This is a genomic window from Lentzea xinjiangensis (assembly GCF_900110955.1).
Classification (GTDB): Bacteria; Actinomycetota; Actinomycetes; order Mycobacteriales; family Pseudonocardiaceae; genus Lentzea; species Lentzea xinjiangensis.
In genome coordinates this window covers 104,006-122,013 of the sequence record NZ_FOFR01000022.1, presented here as the reverse complement: position 1 = coordinate 122,013, position 18,008 = coordinate 104,006, and the positions used below count along the sequence as shown (strand labels likewise).

Annotated in this window: 22 protein-coding genes and 1 tRNA gene; 13 read left to right on the top strand and 10 right to left on the bottom strand. The window is 71.3% G+C overall.

What is annotated here, in order from left to right; all coding sequences use genetic code 11:
- Window positions 1-32 precede the first annotated feature (32 nt).
- Window positions 33-1,520 (top strand): flavin-containing monooxygenase, encoded by a 1,488-nt coding sequence (locus BMW88_RS34020; RefSeq protein WP_089959020.1) that lies wholly within the window; start codon window positions 33-35, stop codon window positions 1,518-1,520.
- Here BMW88_RS34020 and BMW88_RS34015 read toward each other — a convergent pair.
- Complete coding sequence (locus BMW88_RS34015; protein ID WP_089959017.1) at window positions 1,504-2,538, bottom strand: zinc-dependent alcohol dehydrogenase family protein; 1,035 nt, start codon at window positions 2,536-2,538, stop codon at window positions 1,504-1,506. The genes BMW88_RS34020 and BMW88_RS34015 overlap by 17 nt on opposite strands.
- A gap of 109 nt (window positions 2,539-2,647) precedes the next feature.
- Here BMW88_RS34015 and BMW88_RS34010 point away from each other — a divergent pair, with 109 nt between their 5' ends.
- The 3 genes from BMW88_RS34010 to BMW88_RS34000 all read left to right on the top strand — a co-directional run bounded on the left by BMW88_RS34010 (window position 2,648) and on the right by BMW88_RS34000 (window position 5,366).
- A complete protein-coding gene (locus tag BMW88_RS34010; protein WP_218148307.1) occupies window positions 2,648-3,793 on the top strand; it encodes a carboxylesterase family protein in 1,146 nt (381 codons plus the stop codon).
- The gene (locus BMW88_RS34005) at window positions 3,790-4,542 is read left to right on the top strand and encodes a class I SAM-dependent methyltransferase (protein WP_089959013.1); all 753 of its coding nucleotides are present in this window, start codon (window positions 3,790-3,792) and stop codon (window positions 4,540-4,542) included. Before BMW88_RS34010 ends, BMW88_RS34005 begins: the two co-directional genes overlap by 4 nt.
- A 212-nt stretch (window positions 4,543-4,754) precedes the next feature.
- Window positions 4,755-5,366: a TetR/AcrR family transcriptional regulator gene (locus BMW88_RS34000; RefSeq protein WP_245778235.1), complete on the top strand. Its 612-nt coding sequence runs from the start codon at window positions 4,755-4,757 to the stop codon at window positions 5,364-5,366.
- Here BMW88_RS34000 and BMW88_RS33995 read toward each other — a convergent pair.
- On the bottom strand, window positions 5,363-5,584 hold the full coding sequence (locus BMW88_RS33995; RefSeq protein WP_089959011.1) for a DUF3618 domain-containing protein: 222 nt from the start codon (window positions 5,582-5,584) through the stop codon (window positions 5,363-5,365). The genes BMW88_RS34000 and BMW88_RS33995 overlap by 4 nt on opposite strands.
- A 120-nt stretch (window positions 5,585-5,704) precedes the next feature.
- On the opposite strand from BMW88_RS33995, the gene BMW88_RS33990 reads away from it, so the two are divergent.
- Window positions 5,705-5,781: transfer RNA gene (locus tag BMW88_RS33990), tRNA-Leu, on the top strand.
- 231 nt (window positions 5,782-6,012) lie between these two features.
- Entirely contained in the window at window positions 6,013-6,627 is a 615-nt protein-coding gene (locus tag BMW88_RS33985; RefSeq protein ID WP_245778234.1) for a DedA family protein, read from the top strand.
- Here the strand turns inward: BMW88_RS33985 and BMW88_RS33980 are convergent.
- The gene (locus BMW88_RS33980; RefSeq protein WP_089959005.1) at window positions 6,611-7,657 is read right to left on the bottom strand and encodes an FAD-dependent oxidoreductase; all 1,047 of its coding nucleotides are present in this window, start codon (window positions 7,655-7,657) and stop codon (window positions 6,611-6,613) included. The two genes, BMW88_RS33985 and BMW88_RS33980, sit on opposite strands and share 17 nt — an antisense overlap.
- 77 nt (window positions 7,658-7,734) lie before the next feature.
- On the opposite strand from BMW88_RS33980, the gene BMW88_RS33975 reads away from it, so the two are divergent.
- From BMW88_RS33975 to BMW88_RS33955, 5 genes are all read left to right on the top strand, one after another.
- Window positions 7,735-8,469 (top strand): hypothetical protein, encoded by a 735-nt coding sequence (locus tag BMW88_RS33975; RefSeq protein WP_245778233.1) that lies wholly within the window; start codon window positions 7,735-7,737, stop codon window positions 8,467-8,469.
- A gap of 7 nt (window positions 8,470-8,476) precedes the next feature.
- Complete coding sequence (locus BMW88_RS33970; RefSeq protein ID WP_089959004.1) at window positions 8,477-9,505, top strand: LLM class flavin-dependent oxidoreductase; 1,029 nt, start codon at window positions 8,477-8,479, stop codon at window positions 9,503-9,505.
- A 336-nt stretch (window positions 9,506-9,841) separates the two neighbouring features.
- Window positions 9,842-10,369 carry a hypothetical protein gene (locus BMW88_RS33965; protein ID WP_089959001.1) on the top strand — a complete coding sequence of 176 codons (528 nt, stop codon included), beginning with the start codon at window positions 9,842-9,844 and terminating at the stop codon, window positions 10,367-10,369.
- Window positions 10,370-10,542: 173 nt separating this feature from the next.
- Window positions 10,543-11,010, top strand: a complete 468-nt coding sequence (gene bcp, locus BMW88_RS33960) for a thioredoxin-dependent thiol peroxidase (RefSeq protein WP_089959000.1) — start codon at window positions 10,543-10,545, stop codon at window positions 11,008-11,010.
- 289 nt (window positions 11,011-11,299) lie between these two features.
- Complete coding sequence (locus tag BMW88_RS33955) at window positions 11,300-11,638, top strand: DMT family transporter (RefSeq protein ID WP_089958997.1); 339 nt, start codon at window positions 11,300-11,302, stop codon at window positions 11,636-11,638.
- A 65-nt stretch (window positions 11,639-11,703) separates the two neighbouring features.
- Here the strand turns inward: BMW88_RS33955 and rdgB are convergent, their stop codons facing one another.
- Window positions 11,704-12,303 (bottom strand): RdgB/HAM1 family non-canonical purine NTP pyrophosphatase, encoded by a 600-nt coding sequence (gene rdgB / locus BMW88_RS33950; RefSeq protein WP_089958996.1) that lies wholly within the window; start codon window positions 12,301-12,303, stop codon window positions 11,704-11,706.
- Window positions 12,300-13,067: a ribonuclease PH gene (rph, locus tag BMW88_RS33945; RefSeq protein ID WP_089958993.1), complete on the bottom strand. Its 768-nt coding sequence runs from the start codon at window positions 13,065-13,067 to the stop codon at window positions 12,300-12,302. Before rph ends, rdgB begins: the two co-directional genes overlap by 4 nt.
- A gap of 49 nt (window positions 13,068-13,116) precedes the next feature.
- On the opposite strand from rph, the gene BMW88_RS33940 reads away from it, so the two are divergent.
- On the top strand, window positions 13,117-13,611 hold the full coding sequence (locus tag BMW88_RS33940; protein WP_245778232.1) for a DUF2231 domain-containing protein: 495 nt from the start codon (window positions 13,117-13,119) through the stop codon (window positions 13,609-13,611).
- Here BMW88_RS33940 and BMW88_RS33935 read toward each other — a convergent pair.
- Genes BMW88_RS33935 through BMW88_RS33920 form a run of 4 tightly spaced genes read right to left on the bottom strand, consistent with a single transcriptional unit; the run spans window position 13,569 to window position 16,135 of the window.
- Window positions 13,569-13,985 carry an OsmC family protein gene (locus BMW88_RS33935; RefSeq protein WP_089958989.1) on the bottom strand — a complete coding sequence of 139 codons (417 nt, stop codon included), beginning with the start codon at window positions 13,983-13,985 and terminating at the stop codon, window positions 13,569-13,571. The genes BMW88_RS33940 and BMW88_RS33935 overlap by 43 nt on opposite strands.
- The gene (locus BMW88_RS33930) at window positions 13,982-14,749 is read right to left on the bottom strand and encodes an MBL fold metallo-hydrolase (RefSeq protein WP_089958986.1); all 768 of its coding nucleotides are present in this window, start codon (window positions 14,747-14,749) and stop codon (window positions 13,982-13,984) included. The genes BMW88_RS33935 and BMW88_RS33930 overlap by 4 nt, the downstream gene beginning before the upstream one ends.
- A 1-nt stretch (window position 14,750) precedes the next feature.
- Complete coding sequence (gene murI, locus BMW88_RS33925) at window positions 14,751-15,512, bottom strand: glutamate racemase (RefSeq protein ID WP_089959088.1); 762 nt, start codon at window positions 15,510-15,512, stop codon at window positions 14,751-14,753.
- A gap of 11 nt (window positions 15,513-15,523) precedes the next feature.
- Window positions 15,524-16,135: a rhomboid family intramembrane serine protease gene (locus BMW88_RS33920; RefSeq protein WP_245778231.1), complete on the bottom strand. Its 612-nt coding sequence runs from the start codon at window positions 16,133-16,135 to the stop codon at window positions 15,524-15,526.
- A gap of 32 nt (window positions 16,136-16,167) precedes the next feature.
- Between BMW88_RS33920 and BMW88_RS33915 the strand changes: the two genes are divergently transcribed.
- A complete protein-coding gene (locus BMW88_RS33915; protein WP_089958982.1) occupies window positions 16,168-17,028 on the top strand; it encodes an SMP-30/gluconolactonase/LRE family protein in 861 nt (286 codons plus the stop codon).
- A 24-nt stretch (window positions 17,029-17,052) separates the two neighbouring features.
- Here the strand turns inward: BMW88_RS33915 and BMW88_RS33910 are convergent, their stop codons facing one another.
- On the bottom strand, window positions 17,053-18,003 hold the full coding sequence (locus tag BMW88_RS33910; RefSeq protein ID WP_089958979.1) for a PLP-dependent cysteine synthase family protein: 951 nt from the start codon (window positions 18,001-18,003) through the stop codon (window positions 17,053-17,055).
- Window positions 18,004-18,008: the final 5 nt, after the last annotated feature.

Sequence of the window (18,008 nt, the reverse complement as noted above, 5' to 3'; positions counted from 1 at the left end):
TGAAGTAGCCACCGTGAGCGGAGGGACTTCCCATGCATCGAGAGACGAAAGTGCTCGTCATCGGCACCGGCTTCTCCGGCCTGGGCATGGCCGTCGAGCTGAGGCGCCGCGGTGAGCACGACTTCGTGGTTCTCGAGAAGGCGGCCGACCTCGGCGGCACGTGGCGCGACAACTCCTACCCCGGCTGCGCGTGTGACGTGCCGTCGCACATGTACTCGTTCTCGTTCGAGCTGAACCCGAAGTGGTCGCGGATGTTCGCGCGGCAGGGCGAGATCTTCGACTACCTGCAGCGGGTCGCCGACAAGTACCGGCTGCGGCCGCACATCCGCTTCAACACCAAGGTCTCCGGCGCGCGGTGGGACGACGAGGCGAAGCGCTGGCACGTCACGACCGAGCAGGGCGACACGTACACGGCGACCGCGCTGGTCGCGGGCGTCGGCGCGCTGCACATCCCGAACGTCCCCGAACTGCCCGGCATCGAGAACTTCACCGGCAGGACGTTCCACTCGGCGCAGTGGGACCACGATTACGACCTGACCGGCAAGCGCGTCGCCGTCGTCGGCACGGGCGCGTCCGCGATCCAGTTCGTGCCGAAGATCGCGGACCGGGTCGGCTCGATGAAGATCTTCCAGCGCACGCCGCCGTGGATCATGCCCAAGGCCGACCGCGAGATCACCGAGCGGGAGCAGAGGCTGTTCCGCGCCCTGCCCTTCACGCAACGGCTCTACCGCAACTTCGTCTACTGGGTGCGCGAGTCCTCGGCGCTGGGCTTCGCGGTCAACCCGAAGATCATGCAGTTCGCGCAGGGAATCGCGTTGCGGCATATGAAGAAGCAGGTGCCGGACCCGAAGCTGCGCGAGAAGCTGAAGCCCGGCTACACCATGGGCTGCAAGCGCGTGCTGATCTCCAACGACTACTACCCCGCGCTGAGCCGCCCGAACGTCGACCTGGTGACGGACAAGATCTCCGAGGTGCGCGAGAAGTCCATCGTGGACAGCGCGGGCGTCGAGCACGAGGTCGACGTCATCATCTACGGCACCGGTTTCCACGTCGTCGACTCGTTCGACTACCTGGACATCCAGGGCAAGGGCGGCGTCGACCTCGCGAAGCAGTGGCGCGAGAAGGGGATCGAGACCTACTACGGCATCACGGTCTCCGGCTTCCCCAACCTGTTCTTCCTGCTGGGCCCCAACACCGGTCTCGGCCACAACTCGGTCGTGTTCATGATCGAGTCGCAGATCCGGTACATCGCGCAGTGCCTCCGGCTCCTGGAAACACACCGCGCCGCGGAGCTGGACGTGCGGCTGGAGGCCCAGCAGGAGTTCAACTCCGAGCTCCAGGGCAAGCTCACCAAGGGCGTGTGGACCCAGGGCGGCTGCCAGAGCTGGTACCTCGACGCGCAGGGCGTGAACCGCACCGTGTGGCCGGGCTTCACCTGGCGGTACTGGATGCGGACCAAGCGCGTGCGCGCCGAGGACTACGTGCTCACCACCGCCCCGCGGGTCAAGGCTTCACGATGACCTTCAGCGCGGTGCGCTCGTCCATCGCCCGGTAGCCCTGGGCGATGTCGTCGAGCGAGACCGTCCGGTCGAACACGGGACCGGGGTCGATCCGCCCGGCGAGCACGTCGGCCAGGAGCTCCGGCAGGTAGGCCCGCGCGGGCGCGATGCCGCCACCGATGGCGATGTTGCGCCCGAACAGCTTGCCCAGCGGCAGCCCCGGCATCTCGTGCGGCACGCCGACGTAGCCGATCCGGCCGCCGTCGCGGACGATGCCCATCGCGGTCTGCCAGGACTGCTCGGTGCCGACGCACTCGAGCACCGCCGACGCGCCGAGCCCGCCGGTCATCTCCTTGACGCGCTCGACCGCGGCCTCACCGCGTTCGGCGACCTGGTCCGTGGCACCGAAGAGCTGCGCGATCTTCGCGCGGTCCTCGTGCCGCCCGAGCGCGATGATCCGCTCGGCGCCCAGCCGCTTGGCCGCGAGCACGCCGCACAGGCCGACCGCGCCGTCACCGACGACCGCGACGGTGCTGCCGGGCCCGACCCCGGCGCCGATCGCCGCGTGGTGCCCGGTGCCCATGACGTCGCTCAGGCTCAGGAACGCGGGCAGGAGCTCCTGGGGCGCGTCCGCGGGGACGCGCACGAGGGTGCCGTCGGCCAACGGCACCCGCACGGCCTCGCCCTGGCCCCCGTCGCTGCCCTTGCCGCCCCAGAACCCGCCGTTGAGGCACGACGTCTGCAACCCGGCCTGGCAGTACGCGCACGTGCCGTCGCTCCACACGAACGGCGCGATGACCCGGTCACCGACCTGGACGCTCCGCACGTCCTTGCCGGCCTCCTCGACGATGCCGAGGAACTCGTGCCCGATCCGCTGACCGCTCTCGCGCTTGGCGACACCGCGGTAGGCCCAGAGGTCGCTGCCGCAGATGCACGCGAGCTCGACCCTGACGACGACATCGGTGCCCTCCCGGACGGCCGCGTCCGGCACCTCCTCGACGCGGATGTCCCGGGTGCCGTGAATCGTCGTAGCCCGCACAGGGCGCCTCCTCCACCTAGTTGCCAACCGTTGCATGGTGCGCCTCGCCGGGTCCTGCCGCCGAATCGTGGCGCTGTGGAACCGGTTACCCGCCCCTACGATCGTGAACGTGCCGATCACCACCGAAGGTCTCGTCCGTGCGCGCGGTGTCCGCTATGCGACAGCTTCCCGCTTCGCCGAGCCCGAGCCGTGCGCGTGGGACGGCGTGATCGACGCGGGTCACCGCGGTCCCGCCTGTCCCCAGCCGCCGTCGGCGCTGGCCGCGGTGGTCGGCAACTCGGTCGAGGGCCTGTCGTTCGACGAGCACTGCCAGGTGTTGAGCGTCACGGCGCCGGCCGGCGCCTCCGGGCTGCCGGTGATGGTCTGGTTCCACGGCGGCGCCTACGTGACCGGCAGCGGTGAGTCGGCGAAGTACGACGCCTCGTTGCTGGCCGCCGAAGGCGTGGTCGTCGTCAGCGTCAGCTACCGGCTCGGCGTCTTCGGCTACCTGGAGGGGAACCTGGGCTTGCTGGACCAGCTCGTCGCGCTGCGGTGGGTGCGGGACAACATCACGGCGTTCGGGGGCGATCCGGCGAACGTGACGGCGTTCGGCCAGTCCGCGGGCGCCGACTCCGTGTACGCGCTGATGCTCACCGACACCGAGGGCCTGTTCCACCGCGCGATCGTGCAGAGCGCCCCGCTGGGCACCAGGAGCCCCGAGCGCGCCGCGATGACCGAGGCCCTGCGCGAGCTCGTCTCCGTCGACGCCTCGACTCCGGTGCGGGACGTGCTGGCCGCGCAGCAGGCCGCCATCGCCGAGCTGGGGCCGCGGTTCACCCCGTCCGGCAACATGCCCTTCGCCCCCGTGCTGGGCGAGGCCGACCTCGCCGCGGCGGCGTCGCGGGTGGAGCTGCTCATCGGCCACACCAGGGACGACGGCAGCCCGTACGTGGCGGACCACCCGCAGGCGTGGGCCATCGCGACCGAGCTGGTCTTCGCCGGGCCCGCCCGTCAGCTCGCCCGGGACTGGGCGACGGCGGGCGGCCAGGTCGCGACCTACGAGTTCGGGTGGACGCCCGCCGGAGCGCCGCTGGGCGCGTGCCACTGCATGGAGCTGCCGTTCCTGTTCGACCCGGACGCCTGGCGGGGCGCGGGCATGCTGGCAGGGCAGGAGCCGGACCCGGCGCTGGCCGCGACGATGCGGAGCGTCTGGGCGGGCTTCGCGCGCAAGGGCGTGGACGCGCTGCCCTCACGCTCCCTCGAGTTCGGCGGATGACCGGCCGCGAGCGCCTGCGCACCACGTTCGGCCAGGACGCGGTGCGCTACCACCGAGCACGTCCCACCTATCCCCCTGAGCTGTTCACGCGGTTGAGCGGCCGGCGGATCCTGGAGATCGGCCCCGGCACCGGTCAGGCGACGCTGCCGCTGACGGCGCTGGGCGACGTGACGGCGGTCGAGCTGAGCCCCCGGCTCGCCGCGCTCGCCAGGGCACACGCCCCCGCCGCGCACGTGGTCGTGGCGGACTTCGACGTCTGGCCGCTGCCGGCGGAGCCGTTCGACCTGGTCGTCTCCGCGACGGCGTTCCACTGGCTCGACCCCGCCACCCGGATGTCCCGGTGCGCCGCGGCACTGCGGCCGGGCGGGTCGCTCGCCGTGATCTCCACCCACCACGTCGCGGGCGGCACCGAGCAGTTCTTCGCCGACGTGCAGGAGTGCTACGAGCGCTGGGACCCGGCCACCCCGCCCGGTCTGCGGCTCAGCGCCGCCGACGACGTCCCGCGCGAGTTCGACGACAGCGACCTCTTCGAGGAGCCGCGGTTCCACCGGTACGAGTGGGAACAGACCTACGACACCGATTCGTACGTCGACCTGCTCCTGACGTACTCGAACCACATCGCGCTGCCCACTCGCGACCGGCTGCTCGCGGACATCCGGGAGCTGGTCGACGAGCGCTACGGCGGCCGGGTCACCAAGCGGTACCTGACCCAGCTCGCCCTCGCCCGGCGGTCAGGTCCTCCGTCTTGATTGGACCCGGCCGGACATCTTCAGCTTTCCGACAGCAACGCGGTTCCATCCCGAACGAGACCCCTCGCGCCCTGGATGAACGCTTGCCCGAGGCTGACACGAGACGGCGAACGGGGTGCTGCTCACCCTGAGGGGTGGGCAGGACGCCTAGGATGTTCGGCCAAAGGGGCGGGAAGACACGCACGTGCCGTGCCCTGGTACGAGGAGGTGGCATGGCCGTGTCGACAACGGCGTTCAACGAGGGCAGGACCCCCCAGCGGGGCCGTCCTCGCGACGCCAGCAGGGACGACGCGTTACGTCAGGCAGCGCTCGAGGTGATGGCCGAGGTCGGGTACCGGGCCCTCACCATGGACGCCGTGGCGGCCCGCGCGAGGGCGGGCAAGGCCACGATCTACCGCCGCTGGGAGTCGAAGCTCGACCTGGTGATCGACACGTGCACCCAGCTGGCCACCCAGAACCTCGCCGCGCCGGACACCGGGTCGCTCGCCAGGGACCTCCGCGAGTTCCTCTCGTCGTTCGCCGCGTTCCTCTCGGGACCGATCGGCAAGGCCGCCCAGGCACTCGTGGGCGAGCTGCCGCACGAGCCGGAGCTCGCGGCGGCGTTCCGGGAGACGTTCCTGATCTCGCAGCGCGACGTGCTGCGCGGGATCCTCGACCGCGCCGCCGAGCGGGGCGAGCTCAAGGCGGACGCCCCGCGCGGCATGGCCGTCGAGATCGCCGGCGCTGCGCTGATCTACCGGCTGATGCTCACCGGTGACCCGCTCGACGAGCCGTTCGTGGAGAAGGTCGTCGAGCAGGTGCTCCTACCGCTGGTGCACGCCTAGCGGAACAGCTTGCGGACGAGCGCGAAGCCGACCACGGCACCGACCGCGATCAGCGTGTACTTCACCTGGGGCCGGCTCAGCACTTCGAGCACGGACGACTTGCCCTGCTCGACGAGCTTCTGCGGGTTGGCCCGCTCGCTGAGCTCGTCCAGGGTGGCGACCAGCGCGGTGCGAGCCTGCTCGATCTCGCGCTGGATGGTGTCGGGATCGCGAGCCACATGTCCTCCTAGCAGCGGTTCTGCCCGCAACCGTAGTGGACGGCCGGCACCGCGGCGTCGAGTGACCCACGTGCGCCCCGGGAGAGCGCGCACACGACAGGCCGATAGGCTTCCGCCCGAGGGGTCGTAGCCCAATTGGCAGAGGCACTGGGTTTAGGTCCCAGCCAGTGGGGGTTCGAGTCCCCCCGACCTCACCAGAAGCTTCTGACCAGCAGCGGAAGCACCCCTGAAGATCGCACGCCGTCGGTCGTGGGGCAAAGCTGGGGCAGCACCCCGGCGGACCACCGGCGCGAGCCTTCCGCGGGACCACCCGGCCGGAAGCCAGCCGCCCCTAGTGGTTTTCCCCTGGCCGGAGGCGGGGTGACCCCCACCCGCTTCTGCGGATCACCCCGATGTCCTCTCAGCTCCCGCTCCGTAGCGTCGACCGCATGAACTTGGTCGACTGGGTCACCGACCTGATGCACACGGCCGGCGCACCCGGAGCGGCTCTGGCCATCGCGCTGGAAAACCTGTTCCCGCCGCTGCCGAGCGAGGTGTTCCTGCCACTGGCCGGTTTCACCGCGGCCCAGGGCAAGATGTCGCTGCTCGACGCCGTCCTGTGGACCACCTTCGGTTCGGTGGTGGGTGCGCTGCTGCTGTACTGGGCCGGCTCCGCGCTGGGCCGCGACCGCGTCCGCCGCATCGCGGCCCGCGTGCCGCTGGTCCGGGTGTCCGATGTGGACAGGACGGAGGCCTGGTTCCAGCGCAACGGCCACCGCGCCGTCTTCTTCGGCCGCATGATCCCGGTCTTCCGCAGCCTGGTGTCGATCCCGGCGGGTGTCGAGCGCATGCGCCTGGTCCCGTTCGTGGCCTACACGGCCGCCGGCAGCCTGATGTGGAACACCGCCCTGATCCTCGCGGGCTACCTGCTGGGCGACAACTGGCACCTCGTCGAGCGGTACGTGGGTGTCGTCTCGAAGGTGGTGCTGGGCCTGGCGGTGGCGGCCGCGGCGGTCTTCGCCGGCACCCGCCTCGCGAAGAAGCGCGCTACGACGCGACTTTGAGGCTGTCGAGGTACCGCACCAGCTCGCGGACGGCGCTGCGGCCGGCCCGGTTCGCCCCGATCGTGCTCGCCGAAGGGCCGTAGCCGACGAGGTGGATCCGCGGGTCGGCGACCACCCTGGTCCCGTCGACCAGGACGCCGCCGCCGGCCGACCGGAGGTGCAACGGCGCGAGGTGGTCCAGGTCGTGCCGGAACCCGGTGGCCCACAGGATGACGTCGGCGTCGAAGCGCTCACCGGAGGCCCACTCGACCCCGGCGGGCGTGATCCGGTCGAACATCGGCCTGCGGTGCAGCACGCCGGCGGCGATGGCCGCCCGCGCCTGGTCGGTGAGCGGCAGCCCGGTCACGCTGACGACGCTGCGCGGGGCCAGGCCCCGGCGGACGCGCTCCTCGACCATGCCCACCACCCAGCGCCCGTACTCCTCGGTGAACGGGCCTTCGCGCCACACCGGTTCGTGCCGCGTCACCCAGCGGGTCTCCGCGGCGGCAGGAGCGAGTTCCATCAGCAACTGGGTGGCGGACGCCCCGCCGCCCACGACCACGACGCGCTTGCCGGCGAACTCGGCCGGCCCGCGGTAGTCGGCGGTGTGCAACTGACGTCCCCGGAACGTCTCCTGGCCGGGGTAGTGCGGCCAGAACGGGCGGCGCCACGTCCCGGTCGCGTTGACCAGGCCGCGGGCGGTCCAGGCGCCGTCGGTGGTCTCCACCCTGAGCAGAGGGCCGTCGTCCACGACCTGCGTGACGTTCACCGGCCTGATCACCGGCAGGTCGAAGAGCTGTTCGTAGCGGGCGAAGTACGACGGGATCGCCTCGTTGGCGGGCTCGTCGGGATCCGGCTGCTCGAACGGCATGCCGGGCAGCTCGTGGATGCCGTGCACGGTCCGCATGCGCAAGCTCGGCCAGCGGTGCAGCCACGCGCCGCCGGGAGCGTCGTTCGCGTCCAGCACGACGTGGTCCACGCCGCGCCGCCGCAGGAAGTACGAGGCGGACAGGCCCGCCTGCCCGGCGCCGATCACCACCACATCCGTCACACGAAGGTCAACGGATGGCGGGCATTCGTCCTTCTCAGGTGTGACGCAGGGATCAGCAGCCGCTAGCGTCCGGGAACGTGCACCTTCTGCTGACGATGGCGTTGCTGGCGGCACCCGTCCCCACGACGACGGCCTCCTACGCGGTCTACGACCGGATCACGCACACGCTGACCGGCCGGGACGTCCACAAGCCCGTCAGATCGGCCTCGCTGGTGAAGATCCTGATCGCGATCGAGCAACTGGAGACGCGCGGCGACGACCCGCGCATCGAGCCGATGCTGCGCGTCAGCGACGACAACGCGGCGAGTGAGCTGTGGGTCGAGAACGGCTGGGAGCAGCTCGTCGTGCGCACGGCGGCACGCCTGCGGCTCCACGACACCCGACCACCGGAGAACCGCGGCATGTGGGGGTACACGGCGGTGAGCGCCCACGACGTCGTGAAGATCTACCGGTACCTGCTGGAGGACGCGCGGCCGAAGGTCCGGCACACGATCATGGGCCACCTGCGGAGAGCCGAGAAGTGCGCCTCGGACGGCTTCGACCAGTCGTTCGGCTTGCCCTCCGCCACCTGGCGGCCCGCGTTCAAGCAGGGCTGGTCCGGTTTCGGCGACCCGGTGAAGCCGTGCGTCGACCGGCCGCGGCCGCGCGCGCAGTGGGAGCTCGACCTGAAGTCGCCGGCCCTGCACACCTCCGGGACGTGCGGGTTCAGCATCGTCGCGGTGCTCACGCTGCACCCGGAGGGCACGACCTTCGAGCAGGCGTCGAAACGAGTTACGCGGCTCACGGAAGAAGTCACGAAGTATCGGTGTTGATCGATGCATGAGCCGCCTCAGTGAGATCCCGCTGTCCGTACTCGACCTAGCTCCGGTCACCTCGGGGTCGGACGCGACGACCGCCCTGCGGAACTCCCGGGAGCTCGCTCAGCAGGCCGAACGGCTCGGCTACCACCGCTACTGGTTCGCCGAGCACCACAACATGCCCGGCATCGCGTCCTCCGCGCCCGCCGTGCTGATCGGGCATGTCGCCGACGCCACGTCGACGATCCGGGTCGGCTCCGGCGGCGTCATGCTGCCCAACCACGCCCCGCTGGTGGTCGCGGAGCAGTTCGGCATGCTCGAGGCGCTGCACCCCGGCCGCATCGACCTCGGCATCGGCCGCGCGCCCGGCACCGACCAGAAGACGGCGCGGGCGCTGCGGCGGACCGAGGCCGGCCTCTCCGCGGAGAACTTCCCGCAGGAGCTGACCGAGCTGATCAAGTACTTCGAGGGCACCGCGGAGCTCAACGCCGTGCCCGCCGCCGGCAACAAGCCGCCGATCTGGCTGCTCGGCTCGTCCGGGTACAGCGCGCAGGCCGCCGGCCTGCTGGGCCTGCCGTTCGCGTTCGCCCACCACTTCAGCGCGCAGAACACGCTGCCGGCGCTGGAGCTGTACCGGCGGCACTTCCGGCCGTCGGAGGTGCTGTCCGAGCCGTACGCGATGGTGTGCGCTTCGGTGATCGTCGCCGACACCGACGAGCACGCCCGCTGGATCGCCGGTCCGGGAGCGCTCTCGTTCGTGCGGCTGCGCCAAGGTCGTCCCGGCCCGCTGGCCACCCCGCAGGAGGCGGCGGACCACCCGTACACCGAGATCGACGAGCTGGTGATCGAGGACCGCATGTCCAACCAGATCATCGGGTCCCCGGCAACGGTACGCACCGGACTCGACGAGTTGCTGGAGTCGACGGCGGCCGACGAGCTCATGGTGACCACCATCGTGCACGGGCACGATGACCGTCTCCGCTCCTTCCAACTACTCAGCGAGATCGCCGAACGGACGCCGTCGCTGGGCCGTTCAGCCGCACATACGTGAGTCGGTTACGCCTGAGCTTCACGTTTCGTACGCCTGCCACTGCTCTGAACGGGTGATTATCGGCTCCCCTTGTAGCGCGAGCCACACAGTGGGCGATGATCGGTGTGAGCGCGCACGCCCCCCGACGCGCTCCCTAGCTTCACCAAGCGGTCACCACCGCTGGACGGCGTGGGGCCGGCGCACTCTGTGGCGCCGCCCACGCCGCCCATCACGAGTCGGCCACGGCCCGGCACCAGGTCCGCTTCGGAGCCCCCTTTCGTTGGCCGCACCCCCTTCGGCACCGTCACAGTTGACGGAGTCGTCCACACCCACCGCCGGGGTGGGAAAGGGGAGTTCGTGAAGTTCGCCGAATCGGCCGCGGGCCTGTGCCTGTTGCTGGCCGTGGCGGGATGTGCGGGCCCCAGCGTCGCCGTCGCCCCGGACGAGAACCTGACGGTCGAACAACGAGCGGAGACGCCCAACTCGTCCGGCGCCGCACCGTTCGGCACCCAGCGCGTGTGGGCCTCCGGCCTGTCGGTCGTCGTGTCCGCCCCCCGCTCCCTGGCGCCGTCCGAGACGGCGATCCCCCCGGCCAAGCGCTCCGCGGTCTTCACGATCACCGTCTACAACGGCTCCAAGGCGTCGTACCTGCCCTCCCAGCTCTCCGTGCGCGCGACGGCCGACGGCTCCCCCGCCGCCGAGCTCGTCGACTCCGTGCAGGGTCTCAACGGCCTCGCCGCGGCCGTGGCGGAGGTGCCGCCGGGCCGCGACACCCAGTTCCAGCTCGCGTTCGCGGTGTCGGAGCTGCCGGTGCGCGTCCAGCTCACCATCCAGCCGGGCGGGCAGGGCCAGGACGCCGCCACCGTTTTCGAGGGCCAGGCCTAGGGCGTGTCCCGTGAGTCCGTTCGATGAGAGTCACGGGCGAGAGTTCCGGAGGCGGTGCCGCCGCGACGTCCTCATACCGGGCGTATTCGGGCGTTGCGGCGGTGCCGCCTCCGGGGCCCTCGGCCGCGACTGTCGCGGACGAGACTCACGGGACACGCCCTAGGCTCTGCACCATGACCAGTCGTCTCGAACCCGGAGACACCGCGCCCGCGTTCACGCTGCCCGACAGCGACGGCAAGCCGGTGTCCCTGTCCGACTACCTCGGCAAGTCCGTGGTCGTGTACTTCTACCCGGCCGCGAGCACGCCGGGCTGCACGACGCAGGCGTGCGACTTCCGCGACAACCTCGGCGCCCTGGCCGGCTCCGGCTACGAGGTCGTCGGCATCTCGCCGGACACGCAGGAGAAGCTCGCCAAGTTCCGCGACGCCGAGGGCCTGACCTTCCCGCTGCTCGGCGACCCGGACAAGAAGGTCCTGGTCGAATGGGGCGCGTTCGGCGAGAAGCAGAACTACGGCCGCACCGTCCAGGGCGTGATCCGCTCGACGTTCCTCGTCGGCCCCGACGGCAAGATCGTGAAGGCCATGTACAACGTCCGCGCCACCGGCCACGTCGCCAAGCTGCTGCGCGAACTCCCCGCCTAGCACGACCTTTCGCGTGAAAAACGAGACCGCCGCCGCAAAACTTGCGGCGGCGGCCTCTTCTTCGGGTATCGTCGAGGCAGGGCGTGCACAAAGCCGCCCCTTGTTCCGGTGAGGGTGATACACCGTGTGTCGCTTGACGGCACCTCGCGGCCCCGACATCCCGTCTGATTTCGTCCTGCGCGTCCACTTTCCCACGCGCGGCGGCTGACCTGGGCTTTCCGCCCCGTCGTCCGTTCGTACTCACACACGCACGCCTAGCGCTGCGTGCATTTCGTGCTGGGAAAATTCAATGCTCAAGTGGATTCTGCTGACCGTCGCCGTGGGCGCGGAAGTTTTCGCCACCCTCTGCCTGAAGTACTCCGAGGGCTTCACGAAACCGTGGCCGGTGGTGGGCCTCGGTGTCGGCTTCCTCACCGCCCTCTACCTGGAATCGCAGGTGATCCGCATGGGCCTGCCCGTCGCCATCACGTACGCGATCTGGGCGGGCGCCGGCATCGCCCTGGTCGCCCTGACCAGCCGCGTGCTGTTCGCCGACCCGCTCAACCTCGCGATGCTGACGGGGATGGCGCTGATCGCGGCAGGCGTGTGCGTCGTGTCCGTGGCCTCACACGCCCAGGCCACCGTCTGACCGGCTCCGACGCGCGCCGGGGCCGGTAGCGAACCGGGCCCCGGCGCGCGGGTCACGCGGTACGGCTAGGCGAGCTTGCGCAGGTACGGGACCAGCAGCTTCAGCGCGCGGCCGCGGTGCGACTCCGCGTCCTTCTCCTCGGCCGTCATCTCGGCCGAGGTGATGTCGTAGCCCTCGGGCACGAAGATCGGGTCGTAGCCGAACCCGTTGCTCCCGCGCCGCTCCCGCAGCAGCGTCCCCCGCCACTCGCCGCGGACGACGACCTCTTCGCCGCCGGGCACGACGAGAGCGACCACCGACACGAACGCCGCACCACGGCGTTCGTCCGGCACGTCGCCGAGCTGCCCCAGGAGCAGGTCGAGGTTCGCCTCGTCGTCGCCGTGCTTGCCGGACCAGCGGGCGGACAGCACGCCGGGCATGCCGTTCAGCTCGTCGACGGCCAGGCCGGAGTCGTCGGCCACCGACGCGAGGCCGGTGGCCGCGGCGGCGTCGCGCGCCTTGGCGAGCGCGTTGCCCTCGAAGTCTGGCGCGGTTTCGGGTGCTTCCGGGAACTGGGGCACGTCCGCCAGGGACAGCACCTCGATGCCGGTCAGGTTCTCGGCGACGACGATGCGCTGGAGCTCGCGGAGCTTCTTGGCGTTGCGCGAGGCGAGGAGGAGCTTCACCGGCGGCCACCGGACTTCTTCTCGGGCAGCACGCCGGGGTACGGCTCGGCCAGGGCCGCCGCCTGGATCCGGTTCAGCTCGGCGCAGCCCTGCAGGGCGACGTCCAGCATCCGGTCCAAAGTGGACCGCGCGAAGGTGGCGCCCTCGCCGGTGCCCTGGACCTCGATCAACGTGCCGGCGTCGGTGGCGACGACGTTCATGTCGACCTCGGCCCGCGAGTCCTCCTCGTAGGGCAGGTCCAGCCGCACGCGCCCATCGACCACGCCGACCGACACGGCGGACACCGCGCACGACAGCGGCGAGGGGTCGGCCAGGCGGCCGGCGGCGCCGAGGTAGGTGACCGCGTCGGCGAGGGCCACGTAGGCGCCGGTGATCGCGGCGGTGCGGGTGCCGCCATCGGCCTGGATGACGTCGCAGTCGATGACGATGGTGTTCTCGCCGAGAGCGGCCAGGTCGATGCAGGCCCGCAGGGACCGGCCGATCAGGCGCGAGATCTCGTGCGTGCGCCCGCCGATGCGGCCCTTCACGGACTCGCGGTCGCTGCGGGTGTGCGTGGCGCTGGGCAGCATCGCGTACTCGGCGGTCACCCAGCCGAGGCCGGATCCCTGCCGCCAGCGGGGGACGCCTTCGGTGGCACTCGCGGCGCAGAGCACGCGGGTGTTCCCGAACTCGATCAGGACCGAGCCCGCGGGCCAGGTCTGATATCCACGCGTGATCCGGATGTCACGCAACACGTCGTCGTTCCGGCCGTCGCTTCGCACCACGCCGCCTACCCTAATGAACCCTGCGGAGCGCCATGGCGTAGGGAGAGACATGCTGACGATCGACGGTCTTCCGCTCCACCCCCTGCTGGTGCACGCGGCGGTCGTGCTGCTGCCCCTCGCGGCGCTCGGCTCGGTCGCGATCGCCCTGGTCCCGAGCTGGCGGCGCCGGTACGCCTGGCCCGTGCTGGGCGTCACCCTCGCGGGCGTCGCGGCGGTCCCGGCGGCCCAGCAGTCCGGCGAGGACTTCCAGGCGGCGCTCGAACGCGGCGGGGTGCGCAACCCCGCCATCCAGACGCACGCCGACCTCGGCGCGACGCTGCTGCCCATCGCGCTCGGGTTCGGGGTCGCGGTGATCGCGCTGCTGGTCGCGGGCCGGCTCGCGGACCGGGAGCGCGAGGCGGAGGCACCCACCACGAAGACGTGGCGGGTGGTCTCAGTCGTGGTGTCGGTGCTGGTGGTGCTGCTCGCGGCCGGCACGACGGTGCAGACCGTGCGCGCCGGTCACAGCGGGTCGACGGCCGTCTGGAGCGGCGTCGGGAGCTGAAGCGGCGCGGCCGCCGACTGCTTCAACGTCCGAGTGACGGTGCAGAACTGCTCCACGGCGCGGCGCACGACGGTGTCGAGCGCCTCCGCGTCCTCGACGCCCGACAGGTCGTACGAGAACGTCACCGGGATGGAGATCACCTCGTTGCCGCTCTCGGACTGCACCGCGTCCGCGGTCGCCGAGAGCTGCTCGCCGCCCGTGCGGCGCAGGACCAGGGTCTCCGACGTCACCATCGCGCAGCCCGCGGCGGCCGCGGCCAGCAGCTCGACCGGGCTGAACGAGCCCTGCTGGTCCTTGCGGCCGATCCTGACCGACGCGCCTCTGCCGTTCGTCGCGACGAACTCGTGCTCGCCGATGCGCTCCACGTTGATCATGCCCGCTCCCCCACCTCGTACCGGCCGCCCTCTACGACCAGGTCGCACGGTCCACCGAAGGCCGCCTTGGCCTCCTTCAGCACGTCCTCACGCGACGTCCACGGCGGCACGTGCGTGACCAGCAGCCGACCGGCGCCGGCGCGCGCGGCCAGCTCGCCCGCTTCCCGCCCGGACATGTGCAGGTCCCGCTGGCGGTCCGGGGAGTGCGTCCAGCTCGCCTCGCTGAGCAGCACGTCCACCCCCGCCGACAGCTCCTCCAGCGCCTCGCACGGCCCGCTGTCGCCGGTGTAGGCCAGCGACACCCCGCCGCAGGAGATGCGGAACCCGTAGGCCTCGCAGGGGTGCGCCACGATCGCCGAGTCCACCGTGAACGGTCCGATCCGGACCGGGGAGCCGAGGCGGTGGAAGGAGAAGACGTCGCCGAGGTCCAGCGCCGACCGCTCGGCCTCGTTCGGGGCGTAGGCGGCGGCGAACCGCGAGTGCGCCTCGGCGGGCGCGTAGACCGGCAGGACCGCGGCGGGCGGCGACGGGTGGTACTTGCGCGCCACGTACAGCGAGGACACGTCGATGCAGTGGTCGGGGTGCAGGTGCGACAGCACCAGCGCGTCCATCGAGAACAGCGGGCGCTCCTCCTGGAACCGCGACAGCACCCCGTTGCCGAACTCCAGCGCCAACGTGAACCCGTCGGCCTCCAGGAGGTACCCCGACGCCGCCGCGCCGGGTCCGGGAATGCTGCCGGAGCAGCCGAGCACGGTCAGCAGCACATCAGCCCCACTGTTCGAAGGTCGGCAGGAACCGGGCGGCGAGCTTCGCGAACCGCTCCGGCGGTCCGGTGCACGTCACGCGGTGCACCGGTGGACCGGAGGTGAGCTCCGAGGCGAACCCGTCGCGCTCGGTCAGCAGCCGCACGACGTCCTTCACCGTCTCCTCGGCGCTCGACACCAGCGTCACGTGCTCGCCCATGACGATCTGGATCACGCCCGTCAGCAGCGGGTAGTGCGTGCAGCCGAGGACGACGGTGTCGACGTCGGCGCGCTGCAACGGTTCCAGGTAGGCCTGCGCCAGCCCGAGCACCTGCCGGCCGGACGTGATGCCGCGCTCGACGAAGTCGACGAACCGGGGGCAGGCCGCCGCCGTCACCGCCACGTCCCGCGCCGCCTGGAACGAGTCCTGGTAGGCGTGCGAGTTGATCGTGCCGACCGTCGCGATCACCCCGACCCGCCCGCTCCTGGTGGTCATCACCGCCCGGCGCACCGCCGGCAGGATCACCTCGACCACCGGCACGTCGTAGCGCTCACGGGCGTCGCGGAAGCAGGCGGCGGACGCGGTGTTGCACGCGATGACGAGCATCTTCGCGCCCTCGTCGACCAGCTCGTCGCAGATCTCCAGCGCGTGCTTGCGCGCCTGCGCGATCGGGAGCGGTCCATAAGGGCCGTGAGCGGTGTCGCCGATGTAGTGGATCGACTCGCCGGGCAGCTGTTCCATGATCGCTCGGGCGACCGTCAGGCCGCCGACGCCCGAGTCCATGATCCCGATCGTCACGCCGTGAATCTAGCCGGTGCGCTGCGGCGGCGGTTGTCCCGCGACACACCCCAGGCAGCCAGCACTCCACCGATTGCGCCGAACAGGTGGCCCTCCCAGGACACGCCGGGCTGGCCGGGCAGCACGCCCCACAGCGCGGCGCCGTACAGCGCGAACACGCCGACCGCGATCACGAGTTGCAGCCACGACCGCGCGAAGAGCCCGCGCACCAGCAGGAACGCGAGGAAGCCGAACACGAGCCCGGACGCGCCGATGTGGCTGCCGGGACTGCCGACCACCCAGACGCCGAGCGCCGAGGTGAGCCAGATGACCGCGGTGATCTGGCAGAACTGCTTGAGCCCGCCCGAGGTCGCGAGGAACCCGAGCAGCAGCAACGGAACCGCGTTGCCGGTGAGGTGGCTCCAGTCACCGTGGATCATCGGCATCCACAGCAGGTTGTCCCACTCGCCGAACTCGCGCGGGCGCACGCCGTCGTCCTCCAGCGAGCCGCCGGTCGCCACGTCGAAGGCCTCCACCAGGTAGAGGAAGCCGACGAACCCGGACACGACGAGCAACGACAGCACTGGGTGCGGCGGGATGACCCGTTTCGCGAGGGCGGTGCGGTCCACCTCCCCAGCGTACGTGGACATAAGGTGATCGGGTGTCGATCGAAGTAGCGGTGCGCGCATCGGCCCAGCTCGGCGAGGGGCCGACGTGGGACCACAGCAGTTCCACCTTGCTGTGGGTGGACATCCTCGCCTGCGAGGTGCACCGCTACGCCCCGGCGCGCGACGACGACGCCGTGCTCGTGGTGCCCCAGCACGTGGGCGCCGCCAAGCCGCGCGCGCAGGGCGGCCTCGTCTGCAACCTGCGCGACGGCATCGCGCTGATCGACCGCGACGGCACCAAGAGCTGGCTCGTCTACTGGGCCCGCGAGGGCGTGCGGGGCAACGACGCGGGCGTCGACCCGGCGGGACGGCTGTGGGCCGGCACGATGCGCTACGACCAGGCCGCCGACGAGGGCTGGCTCGCCAGGATCACCGGCGACGGCGCGGCGAAGGTCATGGTGGACCAGGTGAACACCAGCAACGGCGTCGGCTGGAGCCCCGACGGCACGCTCATGTACTACATCGACACGCCGACCCGCCGCATCGACGTCTTCGACTTCGACAACTCCGCCGGCACGCTCTCCCACCGCCGCCCGCTCGCCCACGTCGGCCACACCGACGGCTGGCCGGACGGGCTGTGCGTGGACGCGGACGGCTGCGTGTGGGTCGCGTTGTGGGGCGGGCGCGCCGTCCGCCGCTACACGCCGCAGGGGGAGCTGGACCGCGAGATCGAGCTGCCGGTCGACAACCCGACCGCGTGCTGCTTCGGCGGCCCGGACTTCACCGACCTCTACGTCACGTCCGCGCGCGTCGGGCTGCCGGACGAGGCGCTGGCGGACCGGCAGCTCAACGGCTCGGTGCTGGTGCTGGCCGGTGCCGGGCAGGGCGTGCCGAGCGTCGCCTTCAACGGCTGACGCTCCCCCGCGGCGAAGGGGCCGTCACGCCCAGAGGTGACCGTCGAGCCTCGCGGCCGCCTCGTCCAGCGTTCCGGCGTAGGCGCCGGTGGACAGGTACTTCCACCCCGCGTCGGCCACGATGAACACGATGTCCGCGGCCTTCCCCGCCACCTCGGCCTTCTGCGCCACGGCCAGCGCGGCGTGCAGGATCGCGCCCGTCGAGATGCCGGCGAAGATGCCCTCGGTCTCCAGCAGTTGCCGGGTGCGGCGCAACGCGTCGTAGGAGCCCACCGAGTACCGCCCGGTCAGCACCGACTCGTCGTACAGCTCCGGCACGAAGCCCTCGTCGAGGTTGCGCAGCCCGTAGACCAGCTCGCCGTAGCGCGGCTCGGCGGCGATGACCTGCACGTCCGGCTTGGCCTCGCGCAGGAACCTGCCGACGCCGACCAGCGTGCCTGTCGTGCCGAGACCGGCCACGAAGTGCGTGATGGTCGGCAGGTCGGCGAGGATCTCCGGCCCGGTGCCGCGGAAGTGCGCCTCGGCGTTGGCCGGGTTGCCGTACTGGTAGAGCATGACCCAGTCCGGGTTCTGCTTCGCGAGCTCCTTCGCCGTGGCGACGGCCTGGTTCGACCCGCCCGCGGCCGGCGAGAACACGATGCGCGCGCCGTAGGCCTGCAGGAGCTGCTTGCGCTCGGTCGAGGTGTTCTCCGGCATCACGCACACCAGGCCGTAGCCCTTGAGCTTCGCCGCCATGGCGAGCGAGATGCCGGTGTTGCCGGACGTCGGCTCGAGGATGGTCGCGCCCGGACGCAGCACGCCGTCCCGCTCCGCCGCCTCGATCATGGCCAGCGCGGGCCGGTCCTTGATCGAGCCGGTCGGGTTGCGGTCCTCGAGCTTCGCCCAGATGCGCACGTTCGCCGAGGGCGCCAGGCGGGGCAGGCCCACCAGCGGGGTCCCGCCGAGAGCGTCCAGGAGCGAGTCGTAGCGGGCCATGACGT

Coding starts and splice junctions, on each gene's coding strand:
- BMW88_RS34020 (WP_089959020.1), top strand. CDS start 33: ATGCATCGAGAGACGAAAGTGCTCGTCATCGGCACCGGCTTCTCCGGC.
- BMW88_RS34005 (WP_089959013.1), top strand. CDS start 3,790: ATGACCGGCCGCGAGCGCCTGCGCACCACGTTCGGCCAGGACGCGGTG.
- BMW88_RS34000 (WP_245778235.1), top strand. CDS start 4,755: ATGGCCGTGTCGACAACGGCGTTCAACGAGGGCAGGACCCCCCAGCGG.
- BMW88_RS33985 (WP_245778234.1), top strand. CDS start 6,013: ATGAACTTGGTCGACTGGGTCACCGACCTGATGCACACGGCCGGCGCA.
- BMW88_RS33970 (WP_089959004.1), top strand. CDS start 8,477: ATGAGCCGCCTCAGTGAGATCCCGCTGTCCGTACTCGACCTAGCTCCG.
- bcp (WP_089959000.1), top strand. CDS start 10,543: ATGACCAGTCGTCTCGAACCCGGAGACACCGCGCCCGCGTTCACGCTG.
- BMW88_RS33955 (WP_089958997.1), top strand. CDS start 11,300: ATGCTCAAGTGGATTCTGCTGACCGTCGCCGTGGGCGCGGAAGTTTTC.
- BMW88_RS33940 (WP_245778232.1), top strand. CDS start 13,117: ATGCTGACGATCGACGGTCTTCCGCTCCACCCCCTGCTGGTGCACGCG.
- BMW88_RS33935 (WP_089958989.1), bottom strand. CDS start 13,985: ATGATCAACGTGGAGCGCATCGGCGAGCACGAGTTCGTCGCGACGAAC.
- murI (WP_089959088.1), bottom strand. CDS start 15,512: ATGGACTCGGGCGTCGGCGGCCTGACGGTCGCCCGAGCGATCATGGAA.
- BMW88_RS33910 (WP_089958979.1), bottom strand. CDS start 18,003: ATGGCCCGCTACGACTCGCTCCTGGACGCTCTCGGCGGGACCCCGCTG.